This is a genomic window from Bacteroides parvus (assembly GCF_017309675.2).
Lineage (GTDB): Bacteria > Bacteroidota > Bacteroidia > Bacteroidales > Bacteroidaceae > Bacteroides > Bacteroides uniformis.
The window spans coordinates 2,753,360-2,771,784 of record NZ_CP084680.1 but is presented as its reverse complement, the minus strand read 5'-3'; the positions used below and the strand labels follow the sequence as shown (position 1 = coordinate 2,771,784).

11 protein-coding genes are annotated in these 18,425 nt (G+C 50.7%); 8 read left to right on the top strand and 3 right to left on the bottom strand.

The window, feature by feature from the left end:
• Window positions 1–52: 52 nt before the first annotated feature.
• The 3 genes from JXR92_RS11120 (at window position 53) to JXR92_RS11110 (ending at window position 5,357) form a co-directional block, all read left to right on the top strand.
• The gene (locus tag JXR92_RS11120) at window positions 53–1,255 is read left to right on the top strand and encodes a BamA/TamA family outer membrane protein (protein ID WP_098032475.1); all 1,203 of its coding nucleotides are present in this window, start codon (window positions 53–55) and stop codon (window positions 1,253–1,255) included.
• 204 nt (window positions 1,256–1,459) lie between these two features.
• Window positions 1,460–2,650: a glycosyltransferase family 2 protein gene (locus tag JXR92_RS11115; protein WP_117600546.1), complete on the top strand. Its 1,191-nt coding sequence runs from the start codon at window positions 1,460–1,462 to the stop codon at window positions 2,648–2,650.
• 16 nt (window positions 2,651–2,666) lie between these two features.
• Entirely contained in the window at window positions 2,667–5,357 is a 2,691-nt protein-coding gene (locus JXR92_RS11110; RefSeq protein WP_138345492.1) for a hybrid sensor histidine kinase/response regulator, read from the top strand.
• An 89-nt stretch (window positions 5,358–5,446) separates the two neighbouring features.
• Here the strand turns inward: JXR92_RS11110 and JXR92_RS11105 are convergent, their stop codons facing one another.
• Together JXR92_RS11105 and JXR92_RS11100 are read right to left on the bottom strand one after the other, a co-directional pair.
• The gene (locus tag JXR92_RS11105) at window positions 5,447–7,222 is read right to left on the bottom strand and encodes a biotin/lipoyl-binding protein (RefSeq protein WP_117600662.1); all 1,776 of its coding nucleotides are present in this window, start codon (window positions 7,220–7,222) and stop codon (window positions 5,447–5,449) included.
• Window positions 7,223–7,368: 146 nt separating this feature from the next.
• Window positions 7,369–7,872 carry an RNA polymerase sigma factor gene (locus JXR92_RS11100; RefSeq protein ID WP_117600548.1) on the bottom strand — a complete coding sequence of 168 codons (504 nt, stop codon included), beginning with the start codon at window positions 7,870–7,872 and terminating at the stop codon, window positions 7,369–7,371.
• 271 nt (window positions 7,873–8,143) lie between these two features.
• Here JXR92_RS11100 and JXR92_RS11095 point away from each other — a divergent pair, with 271 nt between their 5' ends.
• Window positions 8,144–11,047: a M16 family metallopeptidase gene (locus JXR92_RS11095; protein WP_117964446.1), complete on the top strand. Its 2,904-nt coding sequence runs from the start codon at window positions 8,144–8,146 to the stop codon at window positions 11,045–11,047.
• Window positions 11,048–11,238: 191 nt separating this feature from the next.
• On the opposite strand, the gene JXR92_RS11090 is transcribed toward JXR92_RS11095, so the two are convergent.
• The gene (locus JXR92_RS11090) at window positions 11,239–11,865 is read right to left on the bottom strand and encodes a trimeric intracellular cation channel family protein (RefSeq protein WP_034528739.1); all 627 of its coding nucleotides are present in this window, start codon (window positions 11,863–11,865) and stop codon (window positions 11,239–11,241) included.
• Between the two features lie 189 nt (window positions 11,866–12,054).
• Between JXR92_RS11090 and JXR92_RS11085 the strand changes: the two genes are divergently transcribed.
• The 4 genes from JXR92_RS11085 (at window position 12,055) to JXR92_RS11070 (ending at window position 18,351) form a co-directional block, all read left to right on the top strand.
• Window positions 12,055–13,149 (top strand): UDP-N-acetyl glucosamine 2-epimerase, encoded by a 1,095-nt coding sequence (locus JXR92_RS11085; protein ID WP_117600550.1) that lies wholly within the window; start codon window positions 12,055–12,057, stop codon window positions 13,147–13,149.
• A gap of 299 nt (window positions 13,150–13,448) precedes the next feature.
• Window positions 13,449–16,034, top strand: coding sequence for a DUF5686 and carboxypeptidase-like regulatory domain-containing protein (locus JXR92_RS11080; RefSeq protein ID WP_117600551.1), 2,586 nt, complete (start codon window positions 13,449–13,451; stop codon window positions 16,032–16,034).
• Between the two features lie 12 nt (window positions 16,035–16,046).
• Window positions 16,047–17,318, top strand: coding sequence for a replication-associated recombination protein A (locus tag JXR92_RS11075; RefSeq protein ID WP_117600552.1), 1,272 nt, complete (start codon window positions 16,047–16,049; stop codon window positions 17,316–17,318).
• A 76-nt stretch (window positions 17,319–17,394) separates the two neighbouring features.
• Window positions 17,395–18,351: a D-2-hydroxyacid dehydrogenase gene (locus tag JXR92_RS11070; RefSeq protein ID WP_117600553.1), complete on the top strand. Its 957-nt coding sequence runs from the start codon at window positions 17,395–17,397 to the stop codon at window positions 18,349–18,351.
• Window positions 18,352–18,425 lie beyond the last annotated feature (74 nt).

The window sequence follows — 18,425 nt, the reverse complement described above, 5'->3', positions numbered from 1 at the left end:
TGAAAACTATTCGGAATAAAATAGTTTCCTTTGCACCCACATTTCGTACGACATGAAAAGATATATACTAAGCATTATCGCACTGGTGCTGTTCGCCACCACCCTTTATGCCCAGGAACAGACTGCGGCCGCCACAAACGACAGCGTTCCCGCACTGACAAAAAAAGAACTACGCAAGCAAAAGGTAGCGCGCCGGAATCTGCATTACAATATTCTGGGTGGACCCAGCTACACTCCCGACTTCGGTGCCGTGCTGGGAGGAAGCGCCCTGATGACCTTCCGCATAAACCCCAGCGACACCACGCAGTTGCGCTCCGTAGTGCCCATGGCCATCGCCTTCATGTTCAACGGTGGCATCAATCTTTTCTCCAAGCCTCAACTCTTCTTCAAGGGTGACCGTTTCCGTATCTTCGGAAAGTTTAGCTATAAAAATACGGAAGAAAACTTTTACGGCATCGGCTATAATACCAATAAAGATTACGTACGAAGCGACAGTACCAGCAAATACCGATACAGCGGCGTGCAAATCAACCCCTGGTTCCTCTTCCGGCTGGGCAACAGCAATATCTTTGCCGGACCTCAAATAGACATCAATTATGACCACCTGACGGAGCCCGGCAAGTTCTTGGTGAACGAACCTTCGTACAAAGAGGCAGGCGGTACGGCCAACGGCTACAACAACTTCAACTCCGGCCTCGGCTTCCTGCTGACATACGACAGCCGTGACGTTCCCGCCAACGCCTACCGCGGCATGTATCTGGATTTCCGCGGCATGATGTACACCAAATTCATCGGAAGCGACCAGACCTTCTACCGCCTGGAGATAGACTACCGCCAATACAAGTCACTGGGCAAGCGCAGGGTGCTTGCGTGGACGGCACAGACCAAGAACGTGTTCGGCGACGTCCCACTGACGCAATACGCCCTCACCGGAACGCCTTTCGACCTGCGCGGCTACTACATGGGGCAGTATCGCGACAAGTCCTCGCACGTGGTCATGGCAGAATACCGGCAGATGCTCAATACCGACCGCAGCACCTGGCTGAAGCGGATGCTCAACCACATAGGTTTTGTAGCCTGGACCGGGTGCGGCTTCATGGGCCCCACTCCTGGCAAGATAGAGGGCGTACTGCCCAACTATGGTGTAGGTCTACGCATTGAGGTACAGCCACGCATGAACGTCCGCCTGGATTTAGGCAAAAATACGGTGAACAACCAGATGCTGTTTTACTTCAATATGACAGAAGCGTTTTGAGTAACGCCTTACCTTGCCGTATCTGCCCGTCTCCCTCCTATGGAGAATGATTATAACATCAAAATGCCCTGAAAACCAAACTTTACCTCTTGAGACACAAACATTTCATTTTTCTTTTCTTTTTCTTGCATCGGTAAAAGATTATCCATACTTTTGGCAATCACATTTCTTTTTCCTCAAAAAGATAGCAAACAAAACAGAAGCATGAAAGTTCTTGAGATACTCTTCTGGATAAGTTTATTCATAGTGTTCTATACCTATATAGGCTATGGTATATTATTATATATTCTGGTCAAGATAAAAGAGTGCTTCCACACACCTACCCTCTGGCCTATGCCCACCGACAACGCATTGCCCCCATTGACTCTGTTTATCGCCGCCTATAATGAAGAAGATGTAGTGGACGAAAAAATGCGCAACTGTCTGGAGCTGGACTATCCTGCCGACAAGCTACGCATTCTTTGGGTGACCGACGGCAGCAACGACCGTACCAACGAACGCCTCTCCCGCTGGCCGCAAGCCACCGTCCTCCACCAACCCCAACGCCAAGGCAAGACAGCCGCCCTGAACCGCGGTATACATTTCGTAGGAACGCCCCTTGTCGTATTCACCGATGCCAATACGCACCTCAACCGAAAAGCCCTACGGGAGATAGTGCACGCCTTCACCGACCCTAAAGTGGGATGCGTGGCAGGCGAAAAACGTATTGCTGTGCAAAGTAAGGACAATGCTGCCTCTGGGGGAGAAGGGTTGTACTGGAAATACGAATCCACCCTCAAAGCGCTCGACGCACGCCTCTATTCAGCAGTAGGAGCAGCGGGTGAGTTGTTTGCCGTGCGCCGCAATCTGTTCGAAGAAATGCAAACAGACACGTTGCTCGACGACTTCACACTCTCCCTGCACATCGTCATGCAGGGACACACCATTGCCTATTGTGCCAATGCCTATGCCGTAGAAAGCGGCTCGGCAGATATGCGCGAGGAAGAAAAGCGCAAGGTGCGCATCGCTGCCGGTGGCTTGCAGTCTATCTGGCGGCTACGTCCGCTGCTCAACCCGTTCCGTTACGGCACATTCTGTTTCCAATATATTTCCCACCGGGTGCTGCGCTGGTCGCTCACTCCTATCCTATTGTTTCTATTGCTTCCCCTCAACACAATTCTCATCTTTACGACAAGCACGCCATTACTGTATGCCATCATATGGCTGTTACAAGCTTTTTTCTACCTCATGGGAAGTTGGGGGTACTACCTTTCAACGAAGCATATAAAGAACAAGATACTTTTCATCCCCTACTATTTCCTTTTTATGAACGTCAACGTCATACGAGGATTCAACTACCTGCGCAAACGTAAAGACAATGCAAGCGGCGCATGGGAGAAGGCCAGAAGGGCATGAAACTAATACTATAAGAATGAAAAACATTTTAAAACAAGCTGAAAACGCCGAAAGACTGTTAAAGCAGACATCCGACACCATGATTCTTCTGGACAAAGACGGTATTTGTGTGGACATTGCAGTTTACAACATCAATCTCTGGTTCTTGAAGGAAGACCGGTTACTGGGCAAGAATCTGTTCCAACTAATTCCCTTATCCACTTATAACCAAATCTATCCGGACTTTAAAAGAGTACTGACGCACAAAATACGCTCTACCCATAACTACGAAATGGCCTTGAACGGCACCACTTATTTCTTCAAGTGTATCATGTCCCCCTTTGACGGAATGGTGCTCTGCCAATACCGCGACATCACGGAACGTAGCCAGCGCAAGCTGGAACTCGAAAGAAAAAACCAAGAGTTGAATGAAATCCAAAAAGCTGCGCTTATCGGAAACTGGCAATACGATTCAGACACCCAAAGCTTCAAATATGCCGGACACACCGATATCCTATGCACAGAGGAGACACAAGAAATCAATCTGAACGACTATCTGAAACTGATACTTCCCGAAGACCGGAAATCTTTCACCAACTGGCTGAAAGAAAACCTAAAAGGGAAAATGGAAAACAGTGTGGACTACCGCATCTTGCTTCAGGAAAAGATTTTCTATATACGGCTCAAGGCCTTTGCACGCGAATATCATAAAGACAAAAATACCATTCTGGAAGGATATATACAGAATATCACCGACATTCAGCAACGGCGCAACGATATCAACTTGCTGACACATGCCATCAACAACTCCACCGAAGATATTTACTCGGCACACGAAGACGGTACACTGATATTCGGCAACCGCTGCTTCAAGGAGCGACATGGCATCGGCAATACCCAAGACATCACGAAACTGAAAATATACGACTTGCCTTCGTATGGAAGAGACAAAAAATCGTGGAAAGAATTTGCAGAATGTGTCAAACGCGGAGAAACCTCCCAAGGCTATATTGTTCACAATCCGTTGCCACTGCGTCCGGAAGTACTCGCCATAGAAGGAAACGCCTATTGGGTAACGAGTGACAAAGGCGAAGGGACGGTCTGGACTTTCGGAAGGGATGTATCCACACGCATCCGGCATGAGCAACAAATCAAACAGTTCAACCTGATTCTGGACAAAATCATCGAAAACCTCCCGGCAGGCATTGTCGTGAAGGATATCAACAACAACTTCAAGTACCTCTACCGCAACCGCGAATCGTACAACCGCGAAATCCCCATACAAGAGGCATTGGGGAAAGACGACTTCGACTTTTATCCCCTGGAGACTGCCCAGGAAAAAAGAGCACAAGACATTGAAATAGCCAGGACCGGCAAAGAGATGCACTGGATTGCGGAAGAACGCGACGGAAACGGAACCCCCATCTATCTGGACAAGCGAAAGATGAAGATTGAAAGCAACGACTTCTCCCCCATCCTGCTGAACATCGAATGGGACATCACGGAAATGGAACAGATGAAACGGGAATTGCTCGTAGCCAAGGAGAAAGCCGAGACTTCCGACCGGCTCAAATCCGCCTTTCTCGCCAACATGAGCCACGAGATACGCACACCGCTCAATGCCATTGTAGGCTTCTCACGCATTATTGCCGAAAGTACCGACGAGGAAGAACGGCTAAGCTATTACGAAATAGTGGAATCGAACAACGAACGCCTGCTCCAGCTCATTAACGAAATCCTCGACTTATCAAAAATAGAATCAGGCATCGTGGAGTTCACCATCACGCCCGTACGCCTCCATCCGCTCTGCAAGGAGATACACGACGCACATATTTTCCGCTGTCCCAAAGGAGTGGAGCTGATATACGAACCCTCTGACGAGAATATCGTGATTGACGGAGACAAGAACCGGATTTTCCAGGTCATTTCCAATCTGATAGGCAATGCCTTCAAGTTCACCCCCGCCGGGTACATCAGTTACGGGTATCACCGGGAAGGCAAGTATGTAGCATTCCACGTCACCGATACGGGTATGGGCATTGCACCGGACAAAGTGGACCGGATATTCGAACGTTTTGTCAAGGTGAACAACTTTGCCCAAGGCACCGGATTGGGACTTTCCATCTGCAAGACTATCATCGAACGCCTGGGCGGCAACATATCCGTCACTTCGGAAGTGGGTAAAGGCACCACATTTATTTTTGTCCTCCCACTGGAATCCTCCAGCAAAACAGAGATGGAAAAGAAGGAAGAGAACAACCGGGAAACGACAGCAAAGGCACATTCCACTGAGCAGAGGAGCAGAAATACAGCCCCCGGAACTTCCCCGAAGAATGAAGAAGCCGGAACACTCCCTACCCCTCCTTCCAAAACCATCCTGATTGCCGAAGATACAGAAAGCAATTTCATCCTAATTAACGCCATTTTAGGCCGGCTCTATCGGTTGAAACATGCCAAAGACGGCATGGAAGCCGTAACTATGTTCGAGGAAGTCCATCCCGACCTCATCCTGATGGACATGAAAATGCCCAACCTTGACGGAATCGACGCCACACGCATCATCCGTGAACTGGCGCCGGACATCCCCATCATCGCCCTTACAGCCTATGCCTACGAACACGACAAGCAGGCTGCCCTGGAAGCAGGTTGCAACGACTTCCTTACCAAACCCTTCACCCAAGAAGTACTGAAGGAAACCATCAAGAAATGGTTGGACAATAAAGGATGACTGAAAGGACTGTAGGGTGATAAACTATCGCATTATCACCCTACTACGTTATCAACTTTCAGTGAAATTCCACTTTTTCAAGTTCTCATTTATGCAAAGATATCACTCCGCTGGATATAGGCTATCACATCGCCTTTATTGACCACATCCCCTTGCTTGGCGCAGACTTCCACCACACGTCCGGTAAATCCGGTCCATATCTTCTCGTATTCACCCCACGGCGTAGAGATGTAGCAGAACACCTCATCATGCTGGTACTTGCGTCCAATGAAAGGAGCAGAAGAAGGACCTTCGACGGAAACCTCCCAAAGCACTTGCCCTTTGGAAGGCGCGATTATCGGGTCTGCCTTTGCACGCTTCAGCTTCTTGATTTCCTCTTCCGAGTATCCGTTTTTGGCCATCGCCGCATCCTTGGCACGCTGCAGGTCATCCTCAAAACGTTTCTTGGCAACGCCGGATTTATAGTCGCGATACTGCCGGTCGTGCATGGCAAGCTCGAAGAGTTCCTCGTCATCATCGCCATATTCCCAACCGTTTTCGTCCATCTCTTTCCGGTATGTATCCAGAGCATCCGGGTAGTTCAGCTGCGGGTCCGTATCCACGAACTCAAAACCCTTGGACTTGGCCAGTTCCACTATCTCGGGCGCCAAAGTACCGGGCAGGCGTCCGCTCTTGCCCAAAATCATGTCCCACGTATGGTTGTCTATCATCGTCCAGCGCTCCTCTCCCTTTACTTGCTGCATGAGGTTCATCAGAGCCACATTCTTCACATACTGGCTGAAAGGAGTCACCAAAGGAGGATAGCCCAGTTTGGGCCATACATATTCCACTTCGTCGAACAGCATGACGAGTAAGTCGTCCAGACTGAGTTCCGGCTCATTCTTGCCGCGCAGTATCATGTTGATGCCGGAATGCACTCCCTTCAAGTCGGCCATCATGGAGCCCATCATGCCACCCGGCAAACCGCACTTCAGCAAGAGTGAGGACATATGTTTATTGGTGGGATCCATGAAATAGCCCAAGAAATCGTCAATGAACTCCTGCGTCATGGCACGGGCTTTCATGTAGGCTTTCATGTTTATGTCGGGCACCTGGAAACCCAGATCTTTCAGCATGGCCTGCACGGAGATGATGTCCGGATGAACCTTGCCCCACGACATGGGTTCCATCGCCACATCGATGATGTCGGCACCGTTCTCGCAGACTTCGAGAATGGAAGCCATAGAAAGTCCGGGACCGCTATGCCCGTGGTATTGTATCAGCACATCGGGATGCTTCTCCTTAATGGTTCTGACAAGCTGTCCCAGCATACCCGGACGTCCGATGCCAGCCATATCCTTCAAGCAGATTTCGGGTGCCCCGGCTTCAATCAACCGGTCGGCAATACCGGCATAGTATTCCACCGTATGGACAGGAGAATACGTGATGCAGAGCGTAGCCTGCGGTATCATGCCCGCTTCCAGGGCATATTTGATGGAAGGAATTATGTTCCGCGTCTCGTTCAGTCCGCAGAAGATACGGGTAATGTCCACACCCTGGGCATGCTTCACCTTGTACATCAGCCGGCGCACATCTGCCGGAACGGGATACATGCGCAGTGCATTCAGCCCGCGATCAAGCATATGCGTCTGTATACCTGCTTCCCTGAAAGGCGCGGTAAAGGCGCGTACAGCCTTATTGGGATTTTCGCCGTACAGAAGGTTTACCTGCTCAAAAGCTCCTCCGTTCGTTTCGACGCGTGCAAAACAGCCCATTTCTACTATCAACGGAGCAATGCGTACCAACTGGTCTACCCGGGGTTGATACTTACCGGACGACTGCCACATGTCCCGGTAAACAAGACTGAATTTAATTTCCTTTTTCATCATAGTCAGTAATAAGAGATTTTTTTCTTCGGTTAACTTAACATATACAAATATAAAGGATTATTCTGACATATAGTCAAGAATAATCCTTAAAAATTCATCGCAATCAATATGTTATATATCATATTGCTACTACCAAACTATTATCAGATGAAATCTTTCAGTTCATCCTGCAACTTCTGACGTGTAAAGAAGATGCGGCTTTTCACTGTTCCGAGTGGAAGACCGAGACGTTCGGCAATCTCACGGTACTTGAAACCGGACACGTGCATGGAGAAAGGGACTTTATAGTCGCGTGGAAGGGCATTGACGATGCGGTGCATTTCTTTCAGGTCGTAGGCACCTTCGGTACTGGCAAAACCAGAGTCCTGGGGCATACTGAGGTGATACTGATTGTCCGTCTGGTCTACAAAAGTCTGTTCGCGAACTATTTTCCGGTAATTATTGATAAAGATGTTGCGCATAATGGTATACATCCAACCTTTGAAATTGGTGTCGGGTTCAAATTTGTCTTCGTTATCCAAAGCCTTGAGAGACGTCTCTTGCAACAAATCATTCGCTTCTTCCCGGTCGGCTGTCAACTTGTATGCAAAGCGAAGCAGTTCTTCTTGCACTGCAAGTAAATCTTTTCTAAAACTGTAAGTATTCATACTTTGCTCAATTTTTAAATAGTTAATAATGGTTTAGGTTTTACGGTTGCAAGTATAAGGAAGATTTGAAGCTCCGGGGGACGGAATACGGTTTTTATTAGGGGTAAAAACTATCATTTGACAGTTTCCACCCCCTCTATGATAGTTTACGGGTGATATCATGTACTGAAAATCATCATTTTTCCGAAGATTTCGTAAATGTTACGTGATTTTTTTATAGCTTTGCCTACATATAGGGAAACACTTTTATTATATAAAAACACTTTATTTTATGAAATCATTTCAATTAAAGTCACTTCTTCTGCTGGCTGCCGTCATCATCTCCCTGCCCTCCTTTGGACAAGGACTGAAAGCGTTCAAGCTGAAGAACGGTCTTTCCGTATATATATGGGAAGACGAATCCAAATCGGACGTATTCGGACTGGTAGGCGTACGTGCCGGTTCCATCAACGACCCCGAAGAGTACACGGGACTTGCACACTACCTGGAGCACGTCATGTTTAAAGGAACAGACAAGATAGGCGCGCTGAACTGGACGGAAGAAGAACCGATCTACAAGGAAATCATCGCCAAGTACGACCAGATGGCCGAAGAAGCCGACCCGGTAAAAAAAGAAGCCATCAGCAAGGAAATCAATGAGCTGACCGTCAAGGCCGGAAAGCTGGGGCTTCCCAATGAATACTCCAACCTGATGGAAAGCATGGGCGCCAAAGGGGTAAATGCAGGAACCTACTATGACTGGACCTTCTATCACAGCTCCTTCCCTGCCTATCAGATAAACAAATGGCTGGAGATTTCCTCACAACGTTTCCTGCATCCCGTATTCCGTTCCTTCCAGTCGGAGCTGGAAAACGTGTACGAAGAATATAACCGTTCACAAGATGACCAGGGACGTGCACAGAACCAGTTCGTGATGGAGAAAGCTTTTGAGGGACATCCTTACTCCCGTTCCATCATCGGCTTGCCCGAACATCTGAAGAATCCCCGCCTGAGCAAGCTGATTGAATTCTACGAACAATGGTATGTACCCGAAAACATGGTACTGGTACTCGTAGGAAACATCAAAGCCCAACAAATCAGCGGACGCATCAATGCCGCCTTCGGGCGTCTGGCTGCAAAGCCCGCACCCGAGCGCAAGGTCTACCAGAACCTCGAAATAAAGGGCCGCAAACAATATTCGGCCAAAGTGGGATTCTACCCGCAAGTGGCAATGGTATTCAACGGAGTGCCTGCCGGACATCCCGACGAAGATGCTCTGGACATCGCCCTGGCACTGCTGAACAACAACAGCCAGACCGGAACCATGGACAAGCTGGTACTGGACGGTGAGCTGACCAGCGCCGGAGCCTACACCCGTACTTTCCGTGAACAAGGGCGCGCCATCGTAGCGGCCATTCCCCTCTACGACGAAAACCAGCGCCGTTTCGAGTCTACCAAAAGCGCCGAAAAGAAAGCCTTGAAAGCCATCCAGCAAATCGCCAACGGAGAATTCGAGGACTGGAAAATTGATGCCATCAAAGCCGAGAAATGCCGCCAGTTCGACCTGGAAATGGAGTCGAACGAGGACAAGGCCATGATACTGATGAACGCCTTCTACAACGAGCAGGATTTAGGCGACATACTCAACTACAAGGACAAGATTATGGCCATCACTACTGACGACATCAAGCGGGTAGCCAAGAAATACCTGTCGGACAACTACCTGGCCCTATATATCGAAAAAGGGAAACCTGACAAAAACGCCAAGATTGAGAAGCCGGGGTACAAACCCGTAGAACCTCCGGTAGGCAAGGAATCGCTTTATGCAACGCAATTCAAGAACCTGCCCATCGGACAGATGGAAGAGAAATTCGCAGACTACGGCGAAGTGCAAATCAAGCAGCTGAACGACCGTTCCAAGATGTACTACACGCCCAACAAGGAGAACAACGTATTCCAGCTGATTGTACAATACGGAGCCGGTGAACGCGAATTCCCGAAACTGGGCTATGCCGCCCAACTGATGAACAACGCAGGTATCATGGGAGCCTACGAACCGCAAGAGCTGAAAGAAGAACTCAGCAAGCTGAACGCAACCTGCCACGTGACAGCCGATGAAGACAACCTCTACATCATCATGGAGGGCTACGAAGCCACCCTGCCGCAAGCCTGCCAGCTACTTTCACGCCAGATTCTGATGCCGAAATTGGACGAAAAGCAACTGGCACGTCTGAAAGGTTCGGCAATGGGTATGCGCCAGCAGCGTAAAGACAACGTCAGCATCCTGAACGAAGCGCTGCGCCAGTACATGCTCTACGGAGAGAAATCAGACTACATCAAGGAGCTGACCGACAAGGAGATTTACGAATTGCAGATTTCAGAACTGACGGGCGACATCAACCGTGCCTCCAACTACGAGGCAAAGGTATTCTTTACCGGAACACTCCCCTTCGACCAAGTATACGACATCCTGAGCAAGAACCTCCCGTTGGTAGCCAACGAACGCCCGTCCAACTCCCCGCAGGCAAAGGAGATGATGCCGGTAACCGAAAACACCGTCTACTTCCTGCCTAACAACGATGCAGAACAAGCCCAAATCCACCTCTACATCCCGATGCAGAAGGCTGACAAGAAGGACGACGTGCTGCGTAGCGCATTCAACCAGTACTTCGGTCTCGACTTCACCGGCATCGTTCTGAACGAAATACGCGAAAAACGCTCCATGGCCTATACAGCCTACGCATTCGTCGGCACGCAAGGCATAGCTGGAAAAGCAAGCTACCTGCGCGGCTACATCGGTACCCAGAACGACAAGGCAAACGATGCATTGGACGTACTGATGAGTCTCGTCAATGACATGCCGAAGAATCCGGAACGTATCGGCAACATCAAGAGCTACCTCCGCCAAGCCATGCTGACCAGCCACCCCAGCTTCCGCAACAAAGCTATGGAACTGGTAGACTTGGGCTACAGAGGCTACACGGACGACCCAGCCAAAGAAAACCTGCCGAAAGTAGATGCACTGACCTTTGACGACATCGTGAAGTTCTACGAAGAGAACATCAAAGGTAAACCTTACTGCATCTCCATCATGGGCAACCCGAAGGACATCGACCTGAAGCGGCTGGAGAAATTCGGCAAGGTAGTGAAACTGAACGAACGCAAGCTCTTCAACACGAAGGATGCATTGTTCTAACCTAGTCTTATCTCTTTAGCAATCCTATCCTCGCTCCCTTTAATAAGGGGAACGAGACATATGAAAAATTCCCCGACATTTCGGTTTGAAAATGCCGGGGAATCTTATTTTAAAACATCTGGGAAGTGCTTCTCCGGAATGTCCGAGTTTCACCGGAAAATCCCTGAGGTTTTCAGACTGCAAACAACGGACTACATTTCCTGCTCCTCTTCATTACCCGAAAGGATAGGAAGGCAAATCCTATACTTTACTGCCAGTATACGGGTAACGAACACCGTCACACCACCCACAATCTGGCACACGAAAGACTCCATCCCCAAAAGGTGGCACATCCAGTAGAAGGTTCCTCCCACCACACAAGCCATCGCATAAATCTCCTTCCGGAATATCAGCGGAATTTCGTTGATGAATACGTCACGTATCACACCTCCCGCAGCCCCGGTAATGCTGCCCATGATGATGGCCACCCAGAAGGGATAGCCCAGCGCGATGCTCTTGCCCACACCAACGACCGTGAACAGTGCCAGGCCGATACTGTCGAATATGAAGAATGTATTGTGCAGATGGATGAGATGCTTACCGAAGAGGATGACCCACAACAAGGCCAGTCCGGTACAAATCAAATAAATAGGGTCCGTCATCCAACCCGGGGTGACGTCCAGCAGCAGGTCGCGTATCGTACCGCCTCCGATGGCCGTCACAAAACCCACCACATACGCTCCAAACCAGTCGAACCGCTTGGCCGAGGCCAGACGTATGCCACTAATGGCAAAGGCAAATGTGCCAATGAAATCGAGTATCTGAACAAATGTTGGCATTATCACTTTGAGAATTAAAAATTAAAAATTAAACAAGTGCTTCGAGTATCCAAAATTAAATCCGAGTATCCAAAACCGAAAAAGATAATACATATTTCAACAGACACTCTGAAAATAATAGGCAAAGTAACAAATAATTTCCCTAAGAAAGCGTATTTTTGTATCGACATTTTTTTACCAATTACGCCAATGAAAATAACAATCGTATCGGGCGCACGCCCCAACTTCATGAAAATAGCCCCCATCTGCCGCGCCATCGACGCCGCCAGAGAGGCAGGAAAGAACATCTCCTACCGCATCGTCTACACCGGTCCGCAGGATGACACCAGCCTGGATGCCTCGCTCTTCTCCGACCTCTCTATGAGGAAACCGGATGCCTGCCTCGGCGTCACCGGACATGACCACTCGCAGGTGGCAGCCTCCATCATGCTTGCCTTCGAGCGCGAGTTGGACGGGCACCCAGCACAAGTCGTACTGGTGGTAGATGACATGACCGCCACCATGAGTTGCTCCATCGTCGCCAAGAAGCGCGGGCTGAAGGTGGCGCACGTCATAGCAGGCACGCGCTCCTTCGACATGAACATGCCCCGCGAAGTGAACCGAACCATCGTGGACGCCATCTCCGACTATCTCTTCACTGCCGGCATGGTGGCCAACCGCAATCTCAACCAAGAGGGTATGATACCCGACTATATCCACTACGTGGGCAACATACTGATTGACACCATCCGCTTCAACCGCCACCGCCTGGTGCAGCCCATGTGGTTCTCCAGCCTCGGCCTGCGGAAAGGAAACTACTTGCTACTAACCCTCAACCGCCGTGACCTGCTGGCAAAGAAGGCCGTGCTGCACTCCCTGCTCCAAACCGTCATCGAAAAAGCCGACGGCATGCCTATCGTCGCCCCTCTGCACCCCTACGTACAAAAGGCAGTGAAGTCACTGGGACTGGATGCCCCTAACCTGCACATCCTGCCTCCACAGAGCTACCTGCACTTCGGGTTCCTCATCAATCAGGCACGGGGCATCGTCACCGACTCGGGCAACATTGCCGAAGAAGCCACCTTCCTTGACGTCCCCTGCATCACCCTCAACACCTACGCCGAGCATCCCGAAACCTGGCGTATCGGTACCAACGAGCTGGTCGGCGAAAACTCCTTCGCCCTCTCCGCCTCGCTCGACAAGCTGCTGCACGGAGAATGGAAGCACGCCATCCTACCCGACCGCTGGGACGGACGGACGGCGGAACGCATCGTACAGACACTACTGAACGGCAACAATTCATAATCCTCCATAAATTCTATCCCAAGCTTGCAAACGTCTATCCCAAACCTACGGACGCTTATCCCAAGCTTGGGTCTTTCTATCCCAAGGCTTGGGATAGAGCTTTCTCCATACATTGCGCAACTTTATCCTTTATATCCGGCAACTTCTCTACAAGGATTCCGTACATTTTTTATCTGTATCCAGCAAACAAGACATACGACTTTCACGTTCATTTAACCATATCTCCCGTTTCTTTAGTCTATATTTGCTTCTTGATTAACCTTAATTTGTTAACTTTGTGCCCGAATTATCTGTAACTTATGAAGCAAAGATATATAATTTATGCCCTTTTCCTGCTGTCACTGTTTGTCTCCATCAGCGCATCCGCCCAAATTAAGGGTGTCATCACAGACTCTCTCACGAACGAACCGCTGATGTATATCACCGTACAGTATGAAGGGAAAGGTGTAGGCGGCATCTCCAACGCAAACGGTGAATACCAGGTTGAAACCCACAAAGGCTGGGATGAGCTGACATTCTCCGCTGTAGGTTATATCACCAAGAAAGTGAAACTGAATCCCGGTACCCGGGTGCTGAACGTCAAGTTGCAACCGGACGACATCATGCTCTCCGAGGTCGTCGTGAAACCCAAGAAGGAGAAATATTCCCGCAAGAACAACCCCGCCGTGGAGTTTATGAAGAAGGTCATCGAGAACAAGAAGGCCTTGAAACTGGAAGAGAACGACTACTATCAGTATCAGAAATATGAAAAGATGAAGATGTCGCTCAACGACGTTACCCCCGACAAAATGGAGAAAGGTATTTACAAGAAATTCTCCTTCTTCAAAGACCAGGTGGAGGTATCGCCCAAGACCAACAAGATGATTCTACCCATCTCCATCAAGGAGACGGCGAGCAAGACCATTTTCCGTAAAAGCCCCAAGAGCGAAAAGACCATCATCGAAGGCATGAACTCCACTGGTATCGAAGAGTTCTTCAACACCGGAGACATGCTGGGGACCATCCTTACGGACGTATTCTCCGACATCAACATCTACGACGACGACATCCGGCTGCTGCAACGCCGCTTCGTCAGCCCCATCGGTCGCGGAGCCATCAGCTTCTATAAGTACTATCTGATGGACACACTCATGGTGGACAAGCAGGAGTGCGTCCATCTGACTTTCGTTCCGCAGAACCCGCAGGACTTCGGTTTCACGGGGCACCTTTACGTGGTGAAGGACTCCACCTATGCCGTGAAGAAATGTACCATGAACCTACCCAAGAAGACGGGTGTCAACTTCGTGGAAAACCTCGACATCGTGCAGCAGTTCGAACAACTGCCCGACAGCAACTGGGTGTTGACCGACGACGACATGACCGTGGAACTACACTTCGTGAAAGGTATCCAAGGCCTGGAAGTGCAACGGACCACCAAATACAGCGACTATCAATTCACGGAAATAGAGCCCCGCCTCTTCCGTCTGAAAGGAAACGTCATCAAGGAAGCGAACATGCTTGCCAAGAGCGACGAATACTGGGCGAAAGTCCGCCAAGTACCCCTCACCAAGAAAGAGAGCACGATGGACGTATTCATGAACCGCATCGAGCAGATTCCCGGCTTCAAGTACGTTATCTTCGGGGCGAAAGCCTTGATTGAGAACTTCGTGGAGACGGGTGGCAAGAAGCATCCCAGCAAGTTCGACTTCGGTCCCATCAACACGATGATAACCAGCAACTACGTCAACGGCACGCGCTTCCGTCTGAGCGGTATGACAACAGGTAACCTTGACCCGCATTGGAGCCTGAGCGGCTACGGTGCCTACGGAACCAAGGACAAGAAATGGTTCTACTCCGGACAGGTGGCCTACTCCTTCAACAAGCGCGAATACGTATTGTGGGAGTTCCCGAAACACTATATCGCCTTCAAGTACACCTACGACGTGATGTCTCCCATGGACAAGTATCTCGCCACGGACAAGGACAACTTGTTTGTCGGCTGGAAATGGACGACGGTGGACCAGATGTCCTACATGCGCGACGCCACGCTGACTTACGAGCTGGAGACCAATACCGGCTTCTCCGTACAGGCCATGGCGCGCCATCGTAACGACCAGCCTGCCGGACAATTGCAATACTGGAAGAACAACGGAGGGACACCCGGACAATGGGACGAAAAAAATACGTTGGTGCACGACATCACCACCACCGAGCTGGGTGTGACTTTGCGTTACGCTCCCGGTGAGACCTTCGTCAACACCAAGCAACGCCGCGTGCCCGTATCGTTGGATGCGCCCACCTTCACCCTCTCCCACACCGCCGGATTCAAGGGCGTGCTGGGTGGAGAGTATAACTTCAACCTGACGGAAGCCAGCATCCGCAAGCGCTTCTGGCTCGGCTCGTGGGGCAAGCTGGACGTAACGGCACGTGCCGGTGCGCAATGGAACACCGTTCCCTTCCCCCTGCTGAACCTGCCGATGGCGAACCTCTCGTACATCACGCAGAACAACGAGTCCTTCAACCTCATCAACAACATGGAGTTCCTGAACGACCGCTACGCCTCCCTCAACCTAAGCTACGACATGAACGGAAAACTCTTCAACCGCATCCCGCTCATCAAGAAGCTGAAGTGGCGCGAGATGTTCCGCATCCGTGGCTTGTGGGGCACGCTGACGGACAAGAACAACCCGTACAAGAGCAACAATCCCGACTTATTCCTCTTCCCCATGCGCGACGGTGTACCCACCAGCCACGTCATGGGCAAGACTCCCTATGTGGAAGCCAGCGTAGGTATCTACAATATCTTCAAACTGCTCCACATAGAATATGTACGTAGGCTGACCTATACGGACATACCGGGAGTGAAGAAGGGCGGTATACGCTTCATGATATTAATGATATTTTAAGAGTTACATACTATGCAACCATTAGCAGAACGGCTTAGACCAAGAACATTAGATGAATATATCGGTCAGAAACATTTAGTGGGACCAGGTGCAGTGCTGCGTAAGATGATTGATGCAGGACGTATCTCTTCGTTTATCCTATGGGGTCCTCCGGGAGTGGGAAAGACAACCTTGGCGCAGATTATCGCCAACAAGCTGGAAACTCCTTTCTATACGCTCAGTGCCGTGACCAGCGGCGTGAAGGACGTGCGCGACGTGATAGAGCGCGCCAAGAGCAACCGTTTCTTCTCGCAAGCCAGTCCCATCCTCTTCATTGACGAGATACACCGCTTCAGCAAATCGCAGCAAGACTCACTGCTGGGAGCCGTGGAGCAAGGCACCGTGACGCTGATAGGCGCCACCACGGAGAACCCTTCGTTCGAGGTCATCCGCCCGCTGCTGTCCCGCTGCCAGCTCTATACCTTGAAGTCACTGGAGAAGGACGACCTGCTGGAACTGCTGCAACGTGCCATCACCACAGACACCGTGCTGAAGGAACGGAAGATAGAACTGGAAGAAACCACCGCCATGCTCCGCTTCAGCGGAGGAGACGCCCGCAAGCTGCTCAACATCCTCGAACTGGTGGTAGACTCCGAAGCCGCAGACCCTGTCCTCATCACCGACGACATGGTGACCGAACGCCTGCAACAGAACCCTCTTGCCTACGATAAGGACGGCGAGATGCACTACGACATCATCTCCGCCTTTATCAAATCCATTCGCGGCAGCGACCCGGATGGCGCCATCTACTGGCTGGCGCGCATGGTCGAAGGAGGTGAAGACCCTGCCTTCATAGCCCGCCGCCTCGTCATCTCCGCCTCCGAAGACATCGGACTGGCCAACCCCAACGCACTGCTGCTTGCCAACGCCTGCTTCGACACGCTGATGAAAGTGGGATGGCCCGAAGGACGTATCCCACTGGCAGAAGCCACCATATACCTTGCCACCAGCCCCAAGAGCAACTCCGCCTATATGGCCATCAACAATGCCCTGGAACTGGTACGTGAAACGGGCAACCTCCCCGTCCCCCTGCACCTGCGCAACGCCCCTACCAAGCTGATGAAGCAGTTGGGCTACGGCGAGAAGTACAAGTACGCTCACGACTACCCCGGCAACTTCGTCAAGCAGCAATTCCTGCCCGACGAATTGAAAGACCGCCGTATCTGGGAGCCACAACTCAACCCTGCCGAGCAGAAGCACAAGGAACGGATGCAGCAACTCTGGGGAGAGGAAAAGAAATGGTAAACTATCAATTAAAATTAAAAGTTAGAGATTAAAACTCGGATACAGAAAATCCCCACAACAAATAACTTATAACTCCATGAATATAGTAGTATTAGACGGCTATGCCGCCAACCCCGGCGACCTTTGCTGGGACGAATTGCAAGCCTTGGGCGAGTGCACCATCTACGACCGCACCGCCCCTGCGGAAGTATTGGAACGCGCCGCTGGTGCAGAAATCCTGCTGACCAACAAAACCGTGCTCACCGCTGAGCACATGACGGCACTGCCCGAACTGAAATACATCGGTGTGCTGGCTACCGGATACAACATCGTAGACACCGCCGCTGCCAAAGAACGCGGCATCATTGTCACCAATATTCCCGCCTACAGCACCGACTCCGTTGCCCAGATGGTCTTTGCCCATATTCTGAACATCACCCAGCAAGTGCAACACCACTCTGAAGAGGTGCACCGAGGCCGCTGGACAGCAAGCAAGGACTTCTGCTTCTGGGACACGCCGCTCATCGAACTGCGCGAAAAAAAGCTCGGAATCGTAGGCCTGGGGCACACCGGCTTCACCACCGCCCGCATCGCCATCGGCTTCGGTATGAAGGTATGTGCCTACACCTCCAAGACCAACTTCCAGCTTCCTCCCGAAATCCGCAAGATGGAGCTGGACGAGTTGTTCCGCGAATGTGACATCATCAGCCTGCACTGTCCCCTCACCGACTCCACCCGCGAGATGGTGAATGCAGAACGGCTCCGGCTGATGAAGCCCACCGCCATCCTCATCAATACCGGACGCGGCTCGCTCATCAACGAACAAGACCTTGCCAATGCACTTAACAACGGCACCATCTATGCCGCCGGCGTAGACGTACTCTCGCAGGAGCCTCCCCGTGCCGACAATCCATTGCTCTCTGCCCGTAACTGCTACATCACTCCGCACATTGCCTGGGCAAGCACGGCCGCGCGCGAACGCCTCATGCTGATTATGCTCGAAAACATCAAAGCCTACCAAGACGGCAAGCCGGTGAACGTAGTGAATAAATAACAGACATTACAGCATCTCTTCGCTGTATATCCCGGTGGAAGAGATGCTGTAACAAGCTCTGTATGGCAGGGTAC